Raw genomic sequence first — 24,773 nt, 5'->3', positions numbered from 1 at the left:
GAAGAATTCGTATTCCACGCCCCGACGTCGACCTACTGCGATCCAATATTCAGTTCCTTGATCATCGGCATGAACATTCCGGACTGCTGATCATAGTACGTGCCCGTTTTGAACTTGAACCAGATCCCGTTCCCCTTGTTGTTGTTCAGGATCACCACTGTCGCCACGCCGAGGATTCCGGCCGCCGCCCCGCAGACAACTCCCAGCGGTATGCCGATGATTGTGGCGGCGCTTACCCCGCACAATGCCTCCGCGAACCCGGTGATCGAACCGAGGCCGGCTGCGAGGAGGTTCGCGGCGGAGTTGCTCAGGTAGTAGACGCAGTCGCCGCCCTTCGCATTGCATTTCTTCCCGGTGAAGCCGCCCCCTTGCGTGCAGGGCTGCTCGCCCTTCATCTTCTTCGCGCACTCCAGGTAGACGTCGTCGACCCAGTTGCAGTCCTTGACGCGGTCCGTCTTCATGCACGTCATCTGCGAGTCGTACGCGGTGTTGCAGAACTGCGCCGAATGGTTGCCGTACTGCTTGGAGGACATGCAGTCGGAATAGCTGCCGGCGAAGGATTTGCAGTCGTTGTGATTGGCGTCCTTCGCCTGATCCCGGCATTTGACGTAGTAATCACTCTCCGCGGCGCAGACGGGCTGGCTGGTCTTGTTGCCGTAACGGCAGCCGCGATACATGTCCGAAGCGTTGCCGCACATCTCCTTGGAGTTGGGATGGCCGGCCCGGCAGGTTCGATAGTTGCCGGCATCCTCGATGCAGACTTTTCTCGTGCTTCCTTCGGCGCGACAGGCGATGTAGTTGTCCTTCGCGTCGAGACAGGTCGGCCGATCGATCACCGCGGCCCGGCACTCCGCGTACGTCGAGGCCGCGTCCCTGCACGACCCCAGGCTGCCGCCCTTCGAGACCACTCCCATGTGGGACTTCGCGTCAGCGCGGCAGTCCCCGTAGACGTCCTTGGTCGCGCTGCAGTAGCTCTTGCCGTTCTCCTTGCGGCAGGTCGTGTACTCCTTCTCGGACTCCTTGCAGTACGACTTTCCGTAGTCCTTGACGCACCGATTGTGGTCGGAGATGATCTCTCCGCACGTCTTGCTCTTCTTCTTCTGCCCCTTGCATTCCTCATAGGTGTCGACCGGGTTCTTCTTCGACGTGCTCTTGTGCCCGTCCAGGTCGACGTTGGTGAGGGGGTTGTTGTTGGCGTAGGCGTAGCGGTTGAGCTGGACCGACGGGTCGGGGTTCTGCGTGAGGGTGTCGCGCGAGACGAAGCTGCCGGTGGTCGGCTGGTACCAGCGGGCCGCCATGTTGATCATGCGGGTCGTGGGGTCGGTGTAGCCGCCCTGATAGCCGAGCGCGTGCTCGGGGCCGGTGCGCGTGATGACCTCGCCGAAGGGGTCGTAGGCCACCGAATCAGCCAGAGCGGTCGCGTTGGCGGCGAAGGCCCCGACCAGGTCGCCGCGTAGGTCGGAGAAGGCCAGCTGGGCTCCGGTGCCGTCGTTGATGCCGAGAGTGCGGCCGAGCGCGTCGCGGCCGAAGGTGGCCCGCTTGGCGCCGTTGGCGTCGGTGACGGCCACCAGGTTGTTGCTGACCCCCTCGTAGGCGAAGGACAAGGTCTGCCCGCTCTGTGTGCGGGTCTCCATACGATCGAGAGCGTCGTAGCCGTAGGTGACGGCGTCGTCGTTGATGAGCCGGTCGAAGGCGTCGAACTTGGTGCGCCGGACGATCCCGGCCGAATCCTCCAGCAGGGTGCCGCGTGCGGTGTACGTGTAGGTGTGTCCGTCGCCCGAGGTCAGGCGGTTGCGTTCGTCGTAGGTGAAGGTCTTGTCGCCGGCCTTGACCCGGTTGCCCGAGGCGTCCCACTCGTAGGCGGTCTTCGTGCCGCCCGGGGCGGTCCAGGAGATGAGTCGGTTGGACTGGTCGTAGGCGTAGGTGTTGGTGCCGGCCCCGGCCGTGCCGGTGGTGGTCTTGGAGGTGAGGTTGTCGTTGAGGTCGTAGCCGTACTCGATGGAGGCGATCGCGCCACCCGCGGCAGTGGTGAGCTGGTCCTTGGTCAGCCGGTTCAGCGCGTCGTAGGTGTAGCTGCGCCGCGCGCCCGAGGTCCCGTAGGCCATGGACGTCAGCCGGTTGGCCTTGTCGTAGCCGTAGTCTATGGCGGTGTTGCTGACCGGGTCGATCGACTGGGTCAGCCGGTCGGCCCCGTCCCAGGTGAAGGTGGACGTGCCGGTCACGTCGACGCGCTGGGCCAGACGGCCGTTGGCGTCGTAGGCGTAGGCGTTGAGGTCGCCGCCCGCGCCTGCCGTCTTGAGCAGCAGGCCGCGGTCGTTGAGGGTGAAGTTGAGATCACCGGCGGCGGTCAGGCGGCCCGCCGCGTCGTAGCCGAACGTCTTGTCCTCGGTGTTCGCCTCGGCGCCGGTGCCGGTCTGCTTCACCAGGCGGTTCAGCTCGTCGAAGATCCGGTCTACGCGCACTCCGCCGGGGAGGAGGCTGGTCACCGAGTTACCGCCGGCGTCGTAGAGGGTGGTCCAGGTCCGGTCTGCGGGGTCGGGGTGGGCGGCGGTGCTCGGCTCGATCATCGACTCGAGGAGGCCCAGGCTGTTGTAGGTGGCGTAGGTGGCGTTCCCGCGGCCGTCGGTCGAGCGGGTCTGCGCACCCGCGGCGTCGTAGCCGAACGTGGTGGTGATCTTCTCGGTCGCCGAGATCGGTTCGCGCTGTTCGATCAGCCGGTTCGCGGCGTCGAACAACCGCTCGGTGGTGTGCCCCTCACCGGAGGTCTGACTGGTGGCGTTGCCCGCCAGGTCGTAGCCGATGGTGTGGGTGCGCAGCACCGCACCGGCGTCGTCCAGTTCCTGGATCCGGGTCTTGCGGCCGGCCAGGTCGTAGCCGGCCTTGCTGGTCAGGCCCAGCGCGTTGGTGGTCGTCGTCGGGCGGCCGGCGAGGTCGTAGCCGAAGGTCGTGGTGTTGCCCAGCGCGTCGGTCTGCCCGGCCAGCGCGCCGGTGGCGTCGTACGTGCGGATGGAGGTGTCGCCGGTCGGCCGGGTCGTCTTGGTCACCCGACCGGCGTCGTCATACTCCATCTTCGTCACGTACACCGCCTGCGACGGCTTGCGCTCGATTGTGGTCAAGGTGATCTGCCGGCCGAGATCATCGTACGTGGACTCCGCACGCGCCCCGGTCGGATCCGTCGTCCACAGCGCCTCGCCCAGCAGGTCATAGCCGTAGTTCCACACTCCGGCCGCGGCCGAGCCCGTCCTGGGCACGGTGACCTGCACCTTGTGACCGAGCCCGTCGTAGACCGCGGTCGTGGTCTGGCCGCGTGGGTCGGTCACGCTGACCGCATCACCGGCGGCGTTGTAGACGGTGGTGGCCTTGGGCGAGACCGGCTGTCCGCCGGGAGGCGTGTAGGTGGGGAGGTTCTGCTCCACGACCCGCCCGACCCGGTCCAGGGTCGAGCTGACGAGCCGGCCCTCAGGGTCAACCTGCTGCGTGGGCTCGCCGAAGGTGTTGTAGCCGATCTTGGCCGTGGGCCGCTGCGTCGCCGGAGCGGCGCCCGCCCGCTCCACCTGCACCGACGGCAGTCGTACCTGCGTCTTCTGGCCCCTGCTGTCGTAGGTGACGTCGGTGGTGTAGGCGGCCGGGTCGGCCCCGGCGGCGTTGCCGCGCGGGTCGGTCGTCGCCGTGACCAGGCCACGGTCGTCCACGGTGAGCGTGGTCACCAGGTCCTGCCCGTCGTTGTGCACGGTTTGCCGGACGGGGTGGTCGCCTGCGTCGTAGGCGTACTCGACGGACTCGACGCGGTCGGTGCCCGCCGCGGACAGGCTGATCTTGGTGATGTTGCCGTTGGCGTCGTAGACGGGTGTGGTGACCCGGTTCAACTTGCCCGGGTCCACGATTTGAGAGACGACCCGTCCGGCCGCGTCGTAGGCGGCCTCCACCCGCAGTGTGCCGTTGCCGGTGGTCTGGCGGATGAGGTGGTTCGCGGCGTCATACACCTTCGAGCCCACCACCACGTCCAGCACGGCATCCGACCCGTTCAACCTGGCGCCCTTGGCCGTCGTCTCCGCCGGCAGGTTGTCGGCGTAGTAGGTGTAGGCGGTGGTGCGGCCCATGGCGTCGGTCTGCGAGGCCAGCCGTCCAGCCGGGTCGTAGGCGTTCGAGGTCAGCACGATGTCCGTGGCCGCCTGCGGCGCGGTGGGGCTGCCGGTCCAGCCCTTCAGCACCGTCGTGGCCGGCTCGCCACGCGGGGTGTAGGTGTACGCCAGCGTCGTGCCCCGTGCGTCGGTGGCGGAGATCTTCTGACCCTTGTGGTCGTAGGCGAACGTCTCCACGCTCCCCTCGGGCCCGGTGATCGTCGCCTGCCTGCCGTAGGCGTCGTAGGTGTAGACGGTCCTGCGCGGCGCGTCCCCTCCGGTCAGGTCCTCATTGGTCTCCGTCATCGGCAGGCCGTCCTCGTTGTAACCCGCCGACCAGCGCAGCGTGTGCGTCTTGCCGTCCACCTCGTTCTTGACGGCAGGGCCGGTCCTGGACAGCACTCGTCCCATCCCGTCGTAGGCGACCGTGGTCGTGACCCCCTCGGGGAACGCCTCGGAGATCTCCGTCGTGGCGGTCACCCTCCCAAGGGCGTCATGGGTGTACTTCTTGACCAGCCCGGACGGCAGCGTCTCCGTCGCGAGGTCGCCGGCGGCGGTGAAGGCGTACGTGGTCTCGTAGCCCTTATAGTCTTTGTCCGACTTCACCATGCCCGCGGGCGTCGTGCCGCCGCCGACGGCCGGCTCGGTACCGTCGGTGTAGGTCTTGACCGTGCTGCGCCCGGCCGGGAAGTCCGCCGTCGCCGGAGTCGTGGTCCTGGTCTCCTCTCCGAACGAGTTGTACGTCCACGAGGTCATGTAGGTCTCGTCGGCGGCTGAGGCGGACCGGCCGTCCCGCTCACCGATCTTCACGTCGTTGCGGGCGTCGAACGGCTTGTCGACGTCGACGAAGTAGTCGTAGTACTCGGTCGAGCAGTTCGCGCCCGCCGTTCTGCAGGTCTTCTTCGCCAGCAGGTTCCCACGGGCGTTGAACGCCAGCTCGACCACGTTGCCGTTCGGGTCGATCACCTTGGCCGGGTATCCGCCCACGTCATAGGCCCACTTCGTGGTCGCTCCGACCTGGTCGGTCACCGACACCTGCCGGTAGCCACGCTGCGCGTCGGCGACGTAGGTGACGACGCCGTCGTGCGGGTCGGTCACCGTCACGGTCGCGAAGGTGGAGAGGGTGGTCTGCTTGGTGTACACCGGGTCCGACAGCTTCCAGGTGCCGCCGTTGGAGTCGGTGTGCGTCACCAGCCGGCCGCCGTCCGGGTTGTAGACGTTGACCGCCCACACGCGGCCCGACGGCTGGGTTACCTTGGTGAGCTGCGGCTGCGGCTTGCCTGCCGCGAAGTGCCGCTGCACGGCCGCCTTGCTCAGGGGCCTGCCGTAGACCGCGACCTCGTCGATGTCGCCGTTGAACGGGAACGGCGCGGTGCTGGTGGTGCTCGACGGCCAGGCCGGGGAGCCGTACCCGGACCCGATCCGGGTCTCCGCCATCTCGTCGTGCTGGACCTCGCCGGCCAGCGTGCCCACTGCGGCGCCGTCCAGGTAGAGGGTCTGCGTGTGTTCGGCGGGCCTCGTGCTCGAGGCGGGCCTGGTCTCCACCGACGACAGCACCGCATGGTGCCAGTTGCCGTCGTTCACCGCACCGGTGGAGGTGAGCGGGGTGTGCGCGGTGGTGGAAGTGCCGGTGCCGAACTGGCCGCGCAGCTTGCCGTCGGTGCCCACGTACATCACCGGCACGAACGACGGAGGCGTGCCGTTGTCCGCGCCCTGCATCCCGATGACCGTGCCGGACGTGGTGGTCCTGAACCACGCCTCCACCGCCGGCTCGCCGCCCTGACCGCTGATCGCATCGGCCGGGAGCTGCACGTACGTCGAGGTCGCCGCCCCCTTGAAACGCATCGCGGTGTCCGGCGAGCCGGCCAGCGCGCCCGGCACCCGCGCGCCGAGGTCCGCCGGGGTGGTCCCGTTCAGCTTGGCCTGCTGCTCGGTGATGTTCCAGCCCGCTGCGCTGGCGACGACGGTGCCGGTACGGGTCTCGCCCTCGTTCAGCCGGTAGTAGTACTTCGGCCCGGAGTCGGTGACCACGCTCTTGTACCGCGAGCCTGTCCCGTACTCGTAGGTCGTGCAGGCCGTCGCCGAGGTCGGCGGGCACACCTTGACCAGCAGGTCGCCCTCGTAGGCGTAGGTCCAGGTGAGCGGGTTGCCGTCCACCGGGTCGGTGGAGACGCTCGCGACGTGATTGCCGGCCCAGGTGAACGTCAGCGACCTGCCGCCCGTCGCGGCCACCTTGGCCAGCTTGCCGTCGGCGCCGCGGGTCAGCTCCTGCGCCCGCCCCCGATGATCGGTGATCTTCGAGAGGAGGCCCGAGGCGTCGAACCAGTAGGAGGTGGCCGACTTGTCCATCAGGCGCCAGCCACCGGTCTGCTCGGCGGCCATCGTCGCGAACGTCCCCGACGGCGGCGCGTAGGCGCCGTTGCCCATGGACGCGAACCGCAGCTGCTCGCCGCCCGGATAGGTCACCAGCAGGCTCCCGGTCGGCTCCTCCTCGATGCGCATGTCCCAGCGGGTCGTCCACCCGGCGCCGAAGATGCCGTCGGTCCGCGGGTCCAGGCTGTTGTACGTACGGTTCACCGACAGCGGCGGCCCCACCGTCGTCACCGAGGCGTCCGTCGCCGTGGACGCGTAGTTGCCAGAGACATGGTTGAACTCGCGACCTTGCGTGCCGGCGGCCAGCAGGCCGTTGATGTTGCCCTGCTCGGGAACGGGGGTGAAGGTCCGCCACGACGAGGTGACCGTGGTGTACGTGGTGGCGGCCTTCGCCATCCACGAGTACGTCTCGCCCCACTTCAGCCGGGCATCGACCACCTGCCAGACGCCTTCCTTGGTCCAGTCCTCGGTCTTCTCCGCCGAGTCCTTGCACCAGCGCCAGTTGGGCGCGCTGCCCGCGCAGAGCTGGAACCAGTACTTGACCTCGCCCTTGTTGTAGGGGCGGGCGTTGACCGACAGCACCGGCGTCAGGGTGCCGACCTGGCTGTTGTGGGCCGGGGAGAACGACTCGAACGGCAGGGCCGTCACGGTCGCGTACACCCAGTCCGACCAGGGCCCGGAGACGCCGGAGGCGGTGGTGGCGCGGGCGCGCCAGCGGATCTGCCAGCCGTCGGTCAGCTTGTCGGCGGGGACGGCCGCCCAGGCGCTGGTGCCGGAGGCGTACTCCTTGTCCGAGGTGCCGGTCCAGATCAGGCCGGTGCCCTGCTCGCTCTTGGCCGGGTCGTGCTCGACCTCGACGTTCAGCCTGCTGAGCCGGTTGTCCGGGTCGGTCACCCTGGCGTACATCGACGGAGTGAGCGACTCGGCGGTCCAGGAGGTGGTGCCGCGGATGGCCGGGTTCATGCCCAGGCCGTCCACGCTGGGCTTGCGCAGGTCCACGGTGGCGGCCTGCCACGCCGACCACTCGCCTTCGGCGCCCGCGGTGGTGACGCCGCGGACCCGCCAGCGGATCTTCATGCCGTCGGTCAGCTTGCCTGCCGGCACCTGCACCCAGGCGTTGCCGCTGGAGGCGTAGCTCGTGGCGCCCTTGCCGGACCAGATCACGCCGGTGCCCTGGCCGGTCGCGGGGTTGTGCTCGATCTCCGCGCCCAGCACCAGCCTCGCCCCACCGGCGTCGGTCACCTTCGCGTACAGCCATGGGGTGGCCGAGGAGAGCGTCCACGTGTCGCTGCCGCGCGTGGCCGGGACGGCGCCCAAGCCGTTCCCCGCGGTGCCGCTCACCTGGATCGTCGCCGTCTGCCATTCCGACCACGGACTGGCCACGCCGGACGACGTCGACGCCCGGACGCGCCAGCGGACCAGCCAGCCGTCCTTCAGCTTGCCGGACGTCACCGTGGAGGTCTGCAGCGAGCAGCGGCTCCAGGTCGAGCACGAACCGCTCGACACCTGCCCGCTGTCGCTCCAGATCAGCCCGGTGCCCTGCCCGGCGGCGGACGGGTCATGCTCGACCTCCGCGTCCAGCTTCAACGACCGCGACTCCGGGTCGGCGCCGTAGGCCGAGAAATATGGGGTCGTGGACGACAACGTCCACAACCCGGAGGCGAGCTGCCCCGTCGAGACGGACAGGTCCGACACGACCGGCTTCGAGGTGTCCACCCGCGCCATCTGCCACTCCGACCACGGTCCCGCCACGTTGGCAGAGGTGGAGACGCGGACGCGCCAGCGGACCAGCCACCCGTCCTTGAGTTTCCCGGCCGGGATGGCGGGAGTCTGCAGCGAGCAGCGGCTCCAGGTCGAGCACGAACCGCTCGACACCTGCCCGCTGTCGCTCCAGATCAGCCCGCTGCGCTGCCCGGCGGCGGACGGGTCATGCTCGACCTGCGCCTCCAGCTTCAACGACCGCGACTCCGGGTCGGCGCCGTAGGCCGAGAAATATGGGGTCGTGGACGACAACGTCCATAACCCGGAGGCGAGCTGCCCCGTCGAGACGGACAGGTCCGACACGACCGGCTTGGAGATGTCCACCCGGGCGGCCTGCCATTCCGACCACGGGCTCGCCACACCGGCCGAGGTGGCGACGCGGACGCGCCAGCGAATCAACCAGCCGTCCTTCAGCTTCCCGGCCGTGACGGCAGGAGTCTGCAACGAGCAGCGGCTCCAGGTCGAGCACGAACCGCTCGACACCTGCCCGCTGTCGCTCCAGATCAGCCCGGTGCCCTGCCCGGCGGCGGACGGGTCATGCTCGACCTGCGCCTCCAGCTTCAACGACCGCGACTCCGGGTCGGCGCCGTAGGCCGAGAAATATGGGGTCGTGGACGACAACGTCCATAACCCGGAGGCGAGCTGCCCCGTCGAGACGGACAGGTCCGACACGACCGGCTTCGAGGTGTCCACCCGCGCCATCTGCCACTCCGACCACGGTCCCGCCACGTTGGCAGAGGTGGAGACGCGGACGCGCCAGCGGACCAGCCACCCGTCCTTGAGCTTGCCCGCGGTCACGGCAGGGGTCTGCAGCGAGCAGGCGCTCCAGGTCGAGCACGATCCGCTCGACATCGAGCCGTTTCCGGACCAGATCAGCCCGCTCCCCTGGGCGGTGGCCGACGGGTCGTGCTCGACCTGCGCCTCCAGCTTCAACGACCGCGTCTGAGGGTCGGTGCCGTAGGCGGAGAAGTACGGGGTTGTGGACGACAACGTCCACAACCCGGAGGTGAGCTGTCCCGTCGAGGCCGACACCCCCGTCACGAGCGGCTTGGCGGTGTCCACCCGCGCCAGTTGCCAGTCCGACCACGGACCCGCCACCACCGCGCCGGGAGAAGCGGTGGACTGCACCACGGCCCGCACGCGCCAGCGTATCGACCAGCCGTTCTGGATCCCCTCCGCCGCGGGTGCCGTGTGCGAGGCCGCACACGGCTGGCCCGTGAAGCAGGTCTCCCCGAACGTGGTGCTCTGCCCCGACCAGATCAGCCCACTGCCCTGACCCGCCACAGCCGGATCGTGCTCGACCTCGGCCTCCAGCACACCAGGCCGACGATCAACATCCGAGATCGCCGCCGTGAACACCGGATACTCACTCGGCAACGTCCACACACCCGACACCGACTGACCCAGCGAAGGCGCCACCTCACTCGTCACCGGACCAGGCGGAACCGTCCGGAACACCGTCGTGTCCACCCGCGCCGACACCCACGCCGACCACGGACCCGACACCCCCGACACCGTCGTCGCCCGCGCCCGCCACCGAACCTGCCAACCATCGGACAACTTCCCCGACGGCACAGCCACCCAGGCGATCGCCCCCGTCGCATAATCCTTCGACGACGAACCCGCCCAGATCAGCCCCGTCCCCTGAGCCGCGGCGGCCGGATCATGCTCCACCTCCACGCTCAGCTTGCTCGACCGGTTGTCAGGATCGCTCACCTTCGCATACAGCCACGGCGTCACCGACCCTGCCGTCCACGACGCCGAACCCGGCAGCGCCGGATCCATGCCCAGCGATTCGACCACCGGCTTGCCGAGGTCGATGCGTGTCTGCACCCAGTCGGTCCAGGCTCCCGTGATGCCCTTGGCGGTTTCGCCGCGGGCACGCCAGCGGATCTTCATGCCGTCGGTCAGCTTCGCCGCCGGCACCTGCACCCAGGCGTTCTCGCCGGAGCGGGACGGCTGCGCGCTCGTGCCGGACCAGATCAGGCCGGCCCCTTGACCGGTGGCGGCCGGGTCGTGCTCGATCTCGACCGCGAGCCGGGAGTCGCCGTTCTCCGGGTCGGTGACCTTGGCATAGAGCCAGGGCGTCGCCGCGGCCGCGGTCCATGCTCCGGAGTCCCAGGTCGCCGGGGTCATCGACAAGCCCGCCACGGACGGCTTGCGCAGGTCGATGACGGTGGCGGACCAGTCCGACCACGGGCCGACCACGCCCGTGGCGGTCTCTCCGCGCACCCGCCAGCGCACCTTCATGCCGTCGGCCAGCTTGCCCGCCGGGACCTGCACCCAGGCGTTGCCGCCGGAGGCGTAGGTCGTGGCGCCCTTGCCGGACCAGATGACGCCCGTGCCCTGCCCGGTCGCGGTGGGATCGTGCTCGATCTCCGCCTCCAGCTTCGAGGCGCGCGAGTCCGGATCGGTGACCTTGGCGTAGACCCACGGCGTGGTCGAGGACACCGTCCAGGACAACGCACCCCTGGTCGCCGGGGTCCACCCGCCGTCCGACACCGCGGGCTTGCTCACATCGACCGTCGCCGCCTGCCACGCCGACCACTCACCCTCGACGCCCGCGGTCGTGACACCCCGAACCCGCCAGCGCACCTTCATACCGTCGGCCAGCTTCGCCGCCGGCACCTGCACCCAGGCGTTGCCACCGGAGGCGTAGCTCGTGGTGCCCTTGCCTGCCCAGATCACGCCCGTGCCCTGAGCCGGCACGGCCGGATCGTGCTCGACCTCCGCGCCCAGCACCAGCCTCGCCCCACCGGCGTCGGACACCTTCCCGAACAACCACGGCGTGACCGACGCCAACGTCCACGCATCGGTGCCCCGCGTCGCCGGAACGGCGCCCAGACCGTTGCCCGCCATGCCGCTGACCTGGACCGTGGCCGTCTGCCACTCGGACCACGGGCCTGACACCTGTCCAGAGGTGGACGCCCGGACGCGCCAGCGGACCAGCCAGCCGTCCTTCAACTTCCCCGCCGTCACGGTGGGGCTCTGCAGGGAACACCTGCTCCACGTCGAGCACGAACCGCTCGACACCTGACCACTGTCGGACCAGATCAGACCCGAACCCTGAACGGGAACCGACGGGTCATGCTCGACCTGCGCCTCCAACTTCAACGACCGCGACTCCGGATCAGCGCCGTAGGCCGAGAAGGACGGCGTCGTGGACGACAACGTCCACAACCCCGACGACAACTGACCCGCCGACACCGACAGATCCGACACCACCGGCTTGGAGATGTCCACCCGCGCCGACTGCCACTCCGACCACGGGCTCGACACCTGCCCAGAGGTGGACGCGCGCACCCGCCAGCGGACCAGCCAGCCGTCCTTGAGCTTGCCGGACGTCACGATGGGGGTCTGCAGGGAGCACCTGCTCCAGGTCGAGCACGAACCGCTCGACACCTGACCACTGTCGGACCAGATCAGACCCGAACCCTGAACGGGAACCGACGGATCGTGCTCGACCTGCGCCTCCAACTTCAACGACCGCGACTCCGGATCAGCACCCGACGCCGAGAAATACGGCGTCGTGGACGACAACGTCCACAACCCCGACGACAACTGACCCGCCGACACCGACAGATCCGACACCACCGGCTTGGAGGCGTCGATCCGCGCCGACTGCCACTCCGACCACGGGCTCGACACCTGCCCAGAGGTGGACGCCCGGACCCGCCAGCGGACCAGCCACCCGTCCTTCAACTCGCCCGCCGCCACTGTCGGCGTCTGCAACGAGCAGGGGCTCCAGGTGGAGCACGATCCGCTCGACACCCCACCGGCGGCCCACCAGATCAGCCCGCTGCCCTGCACGGCGGCCGACGGGTCGTGCTCGATCTGCGCCTCCAGCCGCAGCGACCGCGACTCCGGGTCCGTGCCGTAGGCGGAGAAGGACGGCTGCGTCGACGACAGCGTCCACAGCCCCGACACCGACTGGCCTGGAAAGACCGATGCCTCGGACACGATCGGCTTGGAGGTGTCCACCCGCGCCGACTGCCACTCCGACCACGGTCCCGCCACCTGCCCAGAGGTGGCGGCCCGGACCCGCCAGCGGACCAGCCACCCGTCCTTGAGCTTGCCCGCGGTCACGGCAGGGGTCTGCAACGAGCAGGGACTCCAGGTCGAGCACGATCCGCTCGACACCTGGCCGCTGTCGGACCAGATCAGGCCGCTGCCCTGCCCGGCGGCGGACGGGTCGTGCTCGACCTGCGCCTCCAGCTTCAACGACCGCGACTCCGGGTCGGCGCCGTAGGCGGAGAACGACGGCTGCGTGGACGGCAGCGTCCACAGTTTCGACGCGAGCTGGCCCGCCGACACCGACAGATCCGACACCACCGGCTTGGAGGTGTCCACCCGCCCGAGCTGCCAGCCCGACCACGGCCCCGCGACCAGCGCACCGGAGGCATCCGTCGACTGCACCACGGCCCGCACGCGCCAGCGTATCGACCAGCCGTTCTGGATCCCCTCCGCCGCGGGTGCCGTGTGCGAGGCCGCACACGGCTGGCCCGTGAAGCAGGTCTCCCCGAACGTGGTGCTCTGCCCCGACCAGATCAGCCCACTGCCCTGACCCGCCACAGCCGGATCGTGCTCGACCTCGGCCTCCAGCACACCAGGCCGACGATCAACATCCGAGATCGCCGCCGTGAACACCGGATACTCACTCGGCAACGTCCACACACCCGACACCGACTGACCCAGCGAAGGCGCCACCTCACTCGTCACCGGACCAGGCGGAACCGTCCGGAACACCGTCGTGTCCACCCGCGCCGACACCCACGCCGACCACGGACCCGACACCCCCGACACCGTCGTCGCCCGCGCCCGCCACCGAACCTGCCAACCATCGGACAACTTCCCCGACGGCACAGCCACCCAGGCGATCGCCCCCGTCGCATAATCCTTCGACGACGAACCCGCCCAGATCAGCCCCGTCCCCTGAGCCGCGGCGGCCGGATCATGCTCCACCTCCACGCTCAGCTTGCTCGACCGGTTGTCAGGATCGCTCACCTTCGCATACAGCCACGGCGTCACCGACCCTGCCGTCCACGACGCCGAACCCGGCAGCGCCGGATCCATGCCCAGCGACTCCACGGACGGCTTACGCAGGTCGATGACGGTGGTGGACCAGTCCGACCACGGGCCGACCACGTTCGTGGTGGTCTCTCCGCGCACCCGCCAGCGCACCTTCATGCCGTCGGTCAGCTTCGCGGCCGGCACCTGCACCCAGGCGTTGCCGCCGGAGGCGTAGGTCGTGGCGCCCTTGCCCTCCCAGATCACCCCGGAGCCCTGTTCGGCCGCGTCGTGCTCGATCTGGACCCACAACCGCGAGGCGCGCGAGTCCGGATCGGTGACCTTGGCGTAGACCCACGGCGTGGTCGAGGACGCCGTCCAGGACAACGCACCCCTGGTCGCCGGGGTCCACCCGCCGTCCGACACCGCGGGCTTGCTCACATCGACCGTCGCCGCCTGCCACGCCGACCACTCACCCTCGACGCCCGCGGTCGTGACACCCCGAACCCGCCAGCGCACCTTCATACCGTCGGCCAGCTTCGCCGCCGGCACCTGCACCCAGGCGTTGCCACCGGAGGCGTAGCTCGTGGTGCCCTTGCCTGCCCAGATCACGCCCGTGCCCTGAGCCGGCACGGCCGGATCGTGCTCGACCTCCGCGCCCAGCACCAGCCTCGCCCCACCGGCGTCGGACACCTTCCCGAACAACCACGGCGTGACCGACGCCAACGTCCACGCATCGGTGCCCCGCGTCGCCGGAACGGCGCCCAGACCGTTGCCCGCCATGCCGCTGACCTGGACCGTGGCCGTCTGCCACTCGGACCACGGGCCTGACACCTGTCCAGAGGTGGACGCCCGGACGCGCCAGCGGACCAGCCAGCCGTCCTTCAACTTCCCCGCCGTCACGGTGGGGCTCTGCAGGGAACACCTGCTCCACGTCGAGCACGAACCGCTCGACACCTGACCACTGTCGGACCAGATCAGACCCGAACCCTGAACGGGAACCGACGGGTCATGCTCGACCTGCGCCTCCAGCTTCAACGACCGCGACTCCGGATCAGCGCCGTAGGCCGAGAAGGACGGCGTCGTGGACGACAACGTCCACAGACCCGACGACAACTGACCCGCCGACACCGACAGATCCGACACCACCGGCTTGGAGATGTCCACCCGCGCCGACTGCCACTCCGACCACGGGCTCGACACCTGCCCAGAGGTGGACGCGCGCACCCGCCAGCGGACCAGCCAGCCGTCCTTGAGCTTGCCGGACGTCACGATGGGGGTCTGCAGGGAGCACTTGCTCCAGGTCGAGCACGAACCGCTCGACACCTGACCACTGTCGGACCAGATCAGACCCGAACCCTGAACGGGAACCGACGGATCGTGCTCGACCTGCGCCTCCAGCTTCAACGACCGCGACTCCGGATCAGCACCCGACGCCGAGAAATACGGCGTCGTGGACGACAACGTCCACAACCCCGACGACAACTGACCCGCCGACACCGACAGGTCGGACAGCACCGGCTTGGCGAGATCCACCCGCGCGGCCTGCCACTGCGTCCAGGCCCCCACCACGCCGGACGAGGTCGACGCCCGCACGCGCCAGCGGACCAGCCAGCCGTCCTTCAACTCGCCCGCCCCCACGGTGGGGGTCTGCAGGGAGCACTTGCTCCAGGTCGAGCACGAACCGCTCGACACCTGACCACTGTCGGACCAGATCAGACCCGAACCCTGAACGGGAACCGACGGGTCATGCTCGACCTGCGCCTCCAACTTCAACGACCGCGACTCCGGATCAGCACCCGACGCCGAGAAATACGGCGTCGTGGACGACAACGTCCACAACCCCGACGACAACTGACCCGCCGACACCGACAGATCCGACACCACGGGAAGTGCGGCGGCGGCGACGGCCGACACGGTCCGCGCCCTGGGGACAGCCGTCTCGGCGGCCTTCGCCCCGCTCCCCTGACGTCCGTCGAGCGCCGTCGGGGATGCCTTGCCGACGCCTGCGCCCTCGGCGCTTCCACGGGAGGGGCGGCCGTCGTTCGTCGCCGGCTGCGACGGGGTGTCGGCGGGAGTCGGTTCCCACTTCAGCGGCGGCGGGCTGTTCAGCCCGTCCGTGGCCGGCTCGTCCGGCAGCTCGCGCGGTTTCTCCACCGGCAGCGAGCCCTTGGGGCGCTTGACGTCGTCAGTGGCTTTGCCCTTGCTCCGCGGCTGAGTGGCGCCCGGATCGACGAGGTGCGGCAGGTTCTCCGCCGATCCGGCGCGCTGCACGGGGGCCTTGCCGGCGTTACCGGAAGAGGGAGAGCCGGGAATGTCCAGCCGCGTTGGAGAGGGGGCGACAACGGCCGCCTGCGCCTCCAGGGTGAGAATCCCCGGCAGGAGAGCCACGGTCGCGGCCAGCGCGAGGCGGCTGACCCACTTCGACGGCGCACCCCGTCCGAGCCATAACCCGCTCTGCCCCAGCACTTTCGCACTTTTCTGAGCACGCCGCACAGTCACGCCCACACTCCCCGTGGAAACAGAAAACACAAGGGCATCCGGGCGCACCCCTGCAAGCTCCCCATAAATAACGCCTCAGATATACACAGATAGTGCGACCAGGAATAGATATTGACAAGGCGCCCCACGATGGAGCAGGAGGCATGGAATTGAGCCGGTTCAGGGGTTTGAGCAGCTCACTAGCTTTCCGCGCGGGCGACCGGCCGCGATGGTGTGACGCGATTCACACAGGAAGACTTTATTACCAGAATTGCGGCGCGCACTTCGCCGTCGCGCACCCGACCGGGCTCACCGCATGCGTTTCGGCGCGTTCCATAGTCGGCTGCTCACCGGCGCCACAAACGTTTATCGGCCTGTTATTGAAAAGTGGACCGCCAGGTTCTTCGAAGGTGTAATCATTATCCGGCGTCCCGGACGTTCCTCTCGGATTTCCCGATGTTCGCGCCGACCAGTTCTTCGACGGCTTCCTGCGCGGGCAGCTCGACGGCGGGCCGGCACGCCTTCGAGGCGTACGATCGCCTGTCGATCTCCTGAGGCTCATCGATCCGTACCGCGCCGGGATCGCGGCTCCCGCTCGGGGTGAGGAGGATGCCGAGGGCCGCGCCGAGGATGAGTGTCAGGTCATCGTTAATGTGGCCGATTCCGAGGAGATCTGGCCAAGTAGGTGGCCAGTCCGCGGAGATGTGGCCACGATGACTAAGTGAGTGCGGATTCGCTGGATGTGGCCAGCAGGTTCGATGTGGCCTATGTGGATGCGGACGGCGTCGAACGGTCGGTGAAGCTGGAGGAGCTGAGCCGGGTGAAGCTGGAGGCGGCTCGTCCGGTCCGGTCGTTTCCGTCATACGCGGGGCAGCGGAACTATCCGGGCTGGTACTGGTCGGCAACGATGGGCCGCCTGGTTGGGTTCGAGTCGTGGGTTGAGCGGGACCACCTGATCGCGATCGACTTCGATCCTGTGGTGACAGCGGTTGCGTCACAGCCGTTTTGGCTGCGATGGAGCGTCGATGGCCGACTACGCAGACATGCTCCTGATTTCTTCGTCCGGGTGGCCGGGGGCGGGGTGCTGGTGCTGGAGTCACGGCCGCTGGACCGGATCGGTGAGAGTGACCGGGAGGCGTTCCAGGCCACGCAGTAGGCGTGTGACCTGCTGGGATGGCGGTATGCGGTGTGGGGCACGATGAATGGGGTGGTGGTGGCCAACCAGCGGTGGTTGGCGGGTTACCGGCATCCGCGGTGCATGGATGAGGCGGTCGCGGCCCAGTTGCGTGAGGTGTTCGCCCAACCGCTTGCCCTGATGGACGGGGCCGAGCTGGTCGGGGATCCGATCGCGACGCTGCCGGTGCTGTTTCACCTGATGTGGCGGCACGAGCTGGAGGCGGATCTGTCTTTGGTGCTCAGCGACCGCAGCATCGTGAAGACGGCCATGGGGGCAGGGGGCCGTCGTGGTTGACCGGCCGGTGCTGCGCATCGGCGACCGGGTGCGGTTCGAGGGCGCCGAGCACCAGGTGGTGGCATTGTCCGGCAACGCGGTGCGGTTGTTGTCGACGGCGAACGAGGCCAGTGTGGTGCTGGCGCCGTATCTGCAGGCTGCGCCGGACTTCGCCGTCTTGGGCGGGGGAGATCAGGGTGACGGGCGCGTGGCGCGGGTGCCGCCGCTGGGGTTGTTGGCCACCTTGCCAGAACAGGTGCTGACGGCTGCCCGGGAATGGGAGCGGCATCTGGTGGAGGTGGAGACCGGGCTCCCGCTGGGCGCACCCGAGGGAACACAGCCTCGTCCGGAGTACGACCCGGTGCTGCATTCTCTGGTCGAGCGGGAGCGCGCCAAGGCAGAGGAGTTGTGCAGGGCGGGGACGAAGGCGAGTGTCCGGACGGTCCGGCGGATGCGTGCTCGCTACCGTGATCAGGGGTTATGGGGGCTGGTCGACACCCGATACGCACGGCGGGCCAAGCCGACCGGGAACGTGGATGCCCGTGTGGTCGAGGCCGCGGCCCGGGTGATCGACGCGCAGACCAGCACGTCGACGGGCACCAAGGGCAGGGTGATCAGCCAGATCAAGCAGGGTCTGGAAGAGGAGTATGGGCCCGGGACAGTGCCATTGCCGGGGAAGACGACCTTTTACAAGCTGGTGGATGTGCTGGCGGCGGGGAAGCACACTTTCGGGTCGGCGACCACCCGCCGCCAGATGGCCAACCGCCCTGAGGGCGCGTTTACCGCGACCACCGCGTCCCGGCCCGGCGAGCAGGTCCAGATGGATGGCACTTTGCTGGATGTGATGGCGGTGATGGACGATGGGGTGATCGGCCGTCCCGAGCTGGTCGCCGCGGTTGATGTCGCCACCCGGACCATCTGCGCTGCGGTGTTACGCCCGGTCGGTGCGAAGGCGGTGGACGCGGCGTTGCTCCTGGCGCGGATGATGACGCCGGAGCCGATGCGGCCCGGCTGGGATGAAGCGCTGGCGATGAAGGCCTCCAGGATCCCGCATCAGCGGCTGGTGAGCATCGACACGCGGCTGGAGTTGGCGGCGGCCAAGCCGGTCATAGCGGCTGACACCGTGGTGATTGACCACGGCAGGGTGTTCGTGTCGGAGGTGTTCCTACGTGCCTGCGACACCCTCGGCATCTCGGTGCAGCCCGCCCATCAGCAGACCGGCACCGACAAGGCGATCATGGAGCGGACGTTCGAGTCGATCAACACTCTGTTCTGCCAGCACGTGGCCGGCTACACCGGCCGGGATGTCACCCACCGCGGCGCCGATGTCGATGAGCGAGCGGTGTGGTCACTACCTGACCTGCAGGAACAACTGGACGAGTGGGTTGTTGCCGGGTGGCAGTCGCGACCGCATGAAGGCTTGCGCCACCCATTCACCCCTGACCAGCCCACCTCCCCCAACGACGCATACGCTGCCCTGGTCACGGCTGCGGGCTACATCCCGATCGCGTTGTCGGGTGAGGACTACATCGAGTTGCTGCCGGCGGAGTGGCGGGCGATTGGGGATGGCGGAGTGCAGATCAACTACCGCACCTATACCTGCCCCGAGCTGCGCACCTACAGCCACTACCCGTCGCCGATCACGGCCAAGGGCGGTCGGTGGGAGGTTCATTACGATCCTTACGACGTCACCCGGGTCTGGATTCGCAACCACTACCGGGGCGGGTGGATCATGGCGCCGTGGCGTCACGCGTCCCTGGTGGCGCAGCCCTTCGCCGACTTCACCTGGAGGCACGCCCGCAAGATCGCCGCGCAGCGCGGGGTAGACGCCACCAACGAAACCGCCGTCGCGGTGGTGCTGGCCGCGTTGCTGCGGCGGGCTGGGCAGGGCCCCGATCCGACTGAGCGGGCCTTGGCTCGCACCCGGGCCGCCGCGGCGGTCCGCAATCACCTGCCGCCTGACCTGCTGCCCACGCTCACGGCCAGCACCATCACGGCCGATGAGATCATTGAGCAGGCCGATGCGGAATCCGTAACAACCGCAGAGTCATCGGCCGCTGGACACCCTGCCAACCGGAAGGCCCGGCGAGCGCTGTGAGGTCTCAGCCGAAGTGGCGAGTTCTCAAGTGATCTGGCGAAGTCGGTGGCGAGGTCTCATCTGATGTGGCGAGGATGGCTTCGTGTATCCCGTCTCGTTGGAAGGGAGGCAGTCTCATCGATCATGAGGCATGAACGGTCACGGGCCGGGAGGATGTTCGGCTGGTTGCCCGGCGGGCCGGTCCTCTGGGCGAGCTGCGAAAGCGTTCTCGCATGTGCGGCAATTCGTCAGGGTATCCTGACCAGCATGACGTTCACATGCCCGGACATTCCCGACCACGAGGGCTTCGCCGCTCCGGTGCTCCCCACCGGCGAGCTGGCCTCATCTGCCAGCGCCTTCACCAGGACCTTCGTCGGCCACCAGGCCGCATGTTCCTGCGGGTGGGTCGACCGGCGTCGGTTCCCGGCCACACCGGAAGGGGCCAAAGAGACGGAGTACCAGTGGTGGAGCCGACACGCCGCCTCCCTGATCGCCGCGGCACCGCCCGGCGAGCTGGTGATCAAGTCGAACCTTCTGTGCGAGCGAATCGTCGCTCTCGCCGCCGAACGTCCTCTGGCCGCCCTCACCCTGCTGTCTCAGGTGGAGAGCTGGCAACGCACCCTGCTCGACCAGGCCGTCGCCGGGGCACGGGAGGCCAGCGTCTCCTGGGCACAGATAGGTGAGGCGATGGGAATCTCCAAGCAGAGCGCTCACGAGCGGTTCAGGGCGCATGTGAGCTCATGATTCAGCCCGCCGGACGCCTTCTGGTTCATCAGCTGCAGACGCTGTCGTCTCGATCCTGCGGACATCGGGAGACCGCTTCTATGGCGAGGAAGCCGTCTACCCGGAGGCGCGTGGCCATCCAGCCAAGCACCTCGTGCCCGCCGGTCAGGAGTTCCCGGTGACTGCACACGCCCTGGAGAATCGTCATGACCACGCCTGAGCACAGCACGACCTGGCACGACGCTCGCTACGACATGCCCGTCAGTCGGCAACTGGAGCGCTACAACGAGTTAGCCGCCAAGAACGCATCGGCTCGTGCCCGGATTGAGCTGGTAGCCCGAGGAGTCTATGACCCCGCCCGGCATGGAGCCGACGACCGGCCGCCGCTCACCGTGGCCGAACACATCGAACTACTGGCACTGGCGGAGAGCATCGCGCGCACCGTGCGCCATCCCTCCAACGTCCACCACGCGCTACTGGCCGGGGTCACCTGGGCCGATATCGCCCGCATCACCGACTCCGACGACCTGACCGTCCGGCGGAACTATCAGCAGTGGGCTGACGACCAGCACGACCTCAACCAGCGCTACCCTGACCTCGGCATGACCGCCGACGAGCACGCCGCCGCGACCGCCAGAACTGCGGAGGGTGTTAGAGACACCTTCTCGCGGACCGAGACATCCACAGATCTGCCTCGTGATCAATGAGACAGGACATCGTGCAGCGGATGGTGAGGACACCGCCGGAGGATGTGACCGAGACTGGCCTGGTAGCTCCTGAGTTCGAAGCGATCTACGTAGCCGAGGACGGGACTGAGCTGCAGGGTCCGTGGAGTCATCTGGCCGGAGTAGCTCTGGAGCAGTGCCGACCGGTGCGGTCGTTTCCGTCGTACCGGGGCCAGCTGAACTATCCGGGCTGGTACTGGTCGGCGACGATGGGCCGACGGGTGGGATTCGAGTCGTGGGTTGAGCGTGATCACCTTGTGGCGTTGGACTTCGATCCCATGGTGACCGCGATCGTATCTCAGCCGTTCTGGCTGTTGTGGAAAGGGCCGTCGGGCAGGGCGCGTAGACACGCGCCGGACTTCTTCGCGCGCATCGCCGACGGCGCGGTGCTGGTGTTGGACTCGCGTCCGCTGGAGCGGATCGGTGCACGTGATCGTGAGGCATTCGAGATCACGGAGCGGGCATGTGATTTGCTGGGGTGGCGGTATGCGGTCTGGGGCTGCATGGACGAGGTCCTGGTTGCCAATCAACGCTGGCTGGCCGGCTACCGGCATCCGCGCTGCTTCGATGCGGTGATGGCGGAGCGGCTGCGCGAGGTGTTCACGCAGCCGCAGGCGCTGATGGCGGGGGCGGAACAGGCCGGAGACCCCATCGCGACGTTGCCGGTGCTTTACCACCTGATGTGGCGGCACGAGCTGGTGGCGGATCTTTCGCTGGTGCTGAGCGACCGGAGTGTGGTCTGCACCGCCGTTGTTGCCGAGAGCGGAGCGGGTGCGCATGGCGGTTGAACGGCCGCAAGTCATCCGGGTCGGCGACCGGGTGATCTTCGATGGTGTCGAGCAGCAAGTCGTGGCCTTGTCCGGCGGTGCGGTGCGGCTGGTGGCCTCTTCCGGGGCAACCAGTGTGGTGGCGTTGCCGTATCTGCTGGCCGCCCCGGACTTCGCCGTCGTCGGGGTGACGGCGCCGACACCGCGGATCGCGCCGGTGGGATTGCTGGAGGCGCTGCCCGAGCCGGTCGTGCAGGCCGCTCGTGACTGGGAACGGCATCTGGTCGAGATGGAGACCGGGCTGGCCCCGGATGCGCCGGAAGGGACACGAGCACGACCGGAGTACGACCCGCTGCTGCATCCCCTGCATGAGCGGGAACAGGCCAAGGCGGCCGAGCTGTCGGCGATGGGAATCAAAGCGAGTGTCCGCACGGTGCAGCGAATGCGCCACCGCTACCGCGAGCAGGGTCTGTGGGGGCTGGTGGACACCCGCTACACCCGGCGCGCCAAACCGACGGGGAACGTGGACGCGCGGGTGGTGGCGGCCGCGTCCGCGGTGATCGACGCGCAGACCACCACCTCAACGGGCACCCGGTCCCGGGTGATCGAGCAGATCAAGCGACTGCTGGATGACGAGCACGGGCCGGGGGTGGTGCCGGTTCCGTCGAAGGCGACGTTCTACCGGCTGCTGGAGGTGCTGTCGGTCGGGAGGCATACGTTCGGATCGGCGGTGACCCGTCGCCAGATTGCGAACCGGCCGGATGGGGTGTTCACCGCGACGATCGCGGCCCGGCCCGGTGAGCAGGTGCAGATGGACGGCACGCCGCTGGATGTGATGGCGGTGATGGACGACGGGAGGATCGATCGGCCCGAGCTGGTCGCGGCCATCGATGTCGCGACCCGGACGATCTGCGCGGCGGTGCTGCGGCCGGTCGGCGCCAAGGCGATGGACGCGGCGTTGCTGCTGGCCCGGATGATGGTGCCCGAGCCGATGCGGCCGGGTTGGAGTCAGGCGCTGGCAATGTCGGCGTCGCGGATTCCCCACCGGCGGCTGGTGGATGTCGATACCCGGCTGGAGCTGGCGGCGGCTAAGCCGGTCATCGTCCCGGACACGGTCGTGATCGACCATGGCAGGGTGTTCTTGTCGGAGGTGTTCCTGCGAGCCGCCGACACCCTCGGGATCTCGGTGCAGCCCGCCCATCAGCAGACCGGCACCGACAAGGCGATCATCGAGCGGACGTTCAAGTCGATCAACACGCTGTTCTGCCAGCACGTGGCTGGTTACACCGGCCCGGACGTGACCCATCGCGGAAGCGACGTCGCTGACCGGGCGGTGTGGTCGATGGCCGATTTGCAGGAGATGCTGGATGAGTGGGTGATCGCCGGCTGGCAGAGCCGGCCGCATGAAGGCCTTCGCCATCCGTTTACGCCGGACCGGCCCGCCTCGCCCAACGACGCGTATGCGGCGTTGGTGGCGGCTGCGGGATACGTCCCGGTGGCGCTGTCGGGCGAGGACTACATCGAGCTGCTGCCGGTGAAGTGGCGGGCGATCGTGGACGGCGGAGTCCAGATCGACTACCGCACCTACACCTGCCCTGAGCTGCGCTCCTACAGCGGGTATCCGTCTCCGGTCGCTACCAGGCAGCATCAGTGGGAGGTTCACTACGACCCCTACGACGTCACTCGGGTCTGGGTCCGTGACCACTATCAGGGCGGATGGATCATGGCGCCGTGGAGTCACCTGTCGGTGGTGGTCCAGCCGTTTGCCGACTTCACCTGGCGGCATGCTCGAAAGATCGCCGCTCAGCGGGGAGTCGATGCGACCAACGAGACCGCCGTCGCGGTGGTGCTGGCCGCGTTGCTGCAGCGGGCTGGCCAAGGCCCCGGCCCCACGGATCGGGCGTTGGCCCGCACCCGGGCCGCCACGACGATGCGCAACCATCTGCCTCCTGGCCTGCTACCGGCCGTCGCGTTCAGCAGCGAAAGCGCCGAATTCGACAGCCCTGGCGAGCAGGCCAGCGACCCGGAGGTGGTGGCCGAAGCCAGCGTCACGAGCGACCAGCATGCACACGAGCCGCCCGAGGAGGAAGGCGGCGATGAGCCAGAACCGTTGGAGGGGACCGTGGTCGGGTTCGGGCTGTTCGATCCGTTCTCCGATGATCAGGAAGGTCTAGTGCGGTGAGCGCCGGCTACCTGCCCGCGGACATAGAAGCGGCCGATGATCTGGGGCGGCATCCGCTGACGACCAGGGAGGGCTGGACGGCGTTCGCCTCCCAGGGCGGCATCGAACCCCCGCGGCTGCTGTCTCAGCAGGACATAGCCCGGCTCACCGTCACCGAACGGGAGATCTACAACGATGCCCGGCAGCGATATCACAGCCAGTTGCTCCTGGTCGCCACCCCCGACATCGTGCGTGTCACCACGATCGGCCTGAAGCTGATCACCAACAACCGGGGCAAGCAGCTCGGCCGCAAGGGCCTGATCGTGGCCGGTGCCAGCGGCACCGGCAAGTCCACTTCGATCACCCAGCTCGGCAAGAAGCACCAGATCGACCTGCAGCGCCGTACTCCCGCGGTTCAAGGCCGGATCCCGGTGGTCTACATCGTGGTCCCCTACGACGCGACACCGGCGAAGCTGTCGTTGGAACTGGCGGCGTTCCTCGGCCTGCCCGTCGCCAAGAACGATGGCGAGCACTTCGTCACCCACGCCGTCCTATAGGTGCTGCGCAAGGTCGGCTGCAGCCTGGTCCTGGTCGACGAGGTCCATCGGCTGGACCTGAACACCCGCAGCGGCGCCAACGCCTCCGATCACCTCAAATACCTGTTCGACAGCGTCCCGGCGACCTTCGTATACGCGGGCCTGCCCGAGCATGGCCTGTTTTCGGGGATGCGCGGACGGCAGATCGCCGGTCGCTTCAAGACCGTTCACACTGCCCCGTTCGGCTACGGCCTCAAGACGCAACGCGAGCACTGGGACAAGCTGATCGTGAGCATGGAAGAGCCCCTGCGGCTGCACCGCCACCGCCCCGGGATGCTCTTGGAACACGCCCACTACCTGCATCGGCGCACCGGAGGCATGATCGGCAGCCTGGACCAGCTCATCCACGATGCGGCCAACGACGCGATCGCCGACGGCACCGAGAAGATTGCGAAGAAGCATCTGAACGAGGTTCTCCTGGACACCGCCGCCGAACAGCAATACGACCCCGGCCCTCAGCCGCGGGCCTCCACCACGACCAAAGTCGCTGGCCGCAGGCCCCGCTCATGAAACTATGGCAAGCCCAAGCCC

8 protein-coding genes and 1 pseudogene are annotated in these 24,773 nt (G+C 68.4%); 8 read left to right on the top strand and 1 reads right to left on the bottom strand.

Annotation, left to right across the window (positions count from 1 at the left end; translation table 11 throughout):
• Nucleotides 1-32 precede the first annotated feature (32 nt).
• On the bottom strand, nucleotides 33-15,764 hold the full coding sequence (locus ACQP0P_RS24655; RefSeq protein ID WP_433381487.1) for an RHS repeat-associated core domain-containing protein: 15,732 nt from the start codon (nucleotides 15,762-15,764) through the stop codon (nucleotides 33-35).
• 700 nt (nucleotides 15,765-16,464) lie between these two features.
• Here ACQP0P_RS24655 and ACQP0P_RS24650 point away from each other — a divergent pair.
• From ACQP0P_RS24650 to ACQP0P_RS24615, 8 genes and pseudogenes are all read left to right on the top strand, one after another.
• Nucleotides 16,465-17,214 (top strand): annotated as a pseudogene (locus ACQP0P_RS24650) (TnsA-like heteromeric transposase endonuclease subunit).
• Nucleotides 17,207-19,291, top strand: coding sequence for a Mu transposase C-terminal domain-containing protein (locus tag ACQP0P_RS24645; RefSeq protein WP_433381484.1), 2,085 nt, complete (start codon nucleotides 17,207-17,209; stop codon nucleotides 19,289-19,291). The pseudogene ACQP0P_RS24650 and the gene ACQP0P_RS24645 overlap by 8 nt, the downstream one beginning before the upstream one ends.
• 246 nt (nucleotides 19,292-19,537) lie before the next feature.
• Complete coding sequence (locus ACQP0P_RS24640; protein WP_433381482.1) at nucleotides 19,538-20,014, top strand: hypothetical protein; 477 nt, start codon at nucleotides 19,538-19,540, stop codon at nucleotides 20,012-20,014.
• 185 nt (nucleotides 20,015-20,199) lie between these two features.
• A complete protein-coding gene (locus ACQP0P_RS24635) occupies nucleotides 20,200-20,700 on the top strand; it encodes a hypothetical protein (protein WP_433381479.1) in 501 nt (166 codons plus the stop codon).
• Nucleotides 20,697-21,506 carry a TnsA-like heteromeric transposase endonuclease subunit gene (locus ACQP0P_RS24630; RefSeq protein ID WP_433381476.1) on the top strand — a complete coding sequence of 270 codons (810 nt, stop codon included), beginning with the start codon at nucleotides 20,697-20,699 and terminating at the stop codon, nucleotides 21,504-21,506. Before ACQP0P_RS24635 ends, ACQP0P_RS24630 begins: the two co-directional genes overlap by 4 nt.
• Nucleotides 21,496-23,667, top strand: coding sequence for a Mu transposase C-terminal domain-containing protein (locus ACQP0P_RS24625; protein WP_433381473.1), 2,172 nt, complete (start codon nucleotides 21,496-21,498; stop codon nucleotides 23,665-23,667). The genes ACQP0P_RS24630 and ACQP0P_RS24625 overlap by 11 nt, the downstream gene beginning before the upstream one ends.
• Complete coding sequence (locus ACQP0P_RS24620; RefSeq protein WP_433381472.1) at nucleotides 23,664-24,203, top strand: ATP-binding protein; 540 nt, start codon at nucleotides 23,664-23,666, stop codon at nucleotides 24,201-24,203. The genes ACQP0P_RS24625 and ACQP0P_RS24620 overlap by 4 nt, the downstream gene beginning before the upstream one ends.
• Nucleotides 24,204-24,752, top strand: coding sequence for a hypothetical protein (locus ACQP0P_RS24615; protein ID WP_433381470.1), 549 nt, complete (start codon nucleotides 24,204-24,206; stop codon nucleotides 24,750-24,752).
• The last annotated feature ends 21 nt before the right edge of the window (nucleotides 24,753-24,773 follow it).

The organism is Streptosporangium sp. CA-115845, from assembly GCF_050943795.1.
Classification (GTDB): Bacteria; Actinomycetota; Actinomycetes; order Streptosporangiales; family Streptosporangiaceae; genus Streptosporangium.
This window is presented reverse-complemented; position numbering and strand designations above follow the sequence as displayed.

Excerpts from the sequence above, each read along its gene's own strand:
- ACQP0P_RS24640 (WP_433381482.1), top strand. The coding sequence starts at position 19,538 with ATGACGTTCACATGCCCGGACATTCCCGACCACGAGGGCTTCGCCGCT.
- ACQP0P_RS24635 (WP_433381479.1), top strand. The coding sequence starts at position 20,200 with ATGACCACGCCTGAGCACAGCACGACCTGGCACGACGCTCGCTACGAC.
- ACQP0P_RS24630 (WP_433381476.1), top strand. The coding sequence starts at position 20,697 with ATGAGACAGGACATCGTGCAGCGGATGGTGAGGACACCGCCGGAGGAT.
- ACQP0P_RS24625 (WP_433381473.1), top strand. The coding sequence starts at position 21,496 with ATGGCGGTTGAACGGCCGCAAGTCATCCGGGTCGGCGACCGGGTGATC.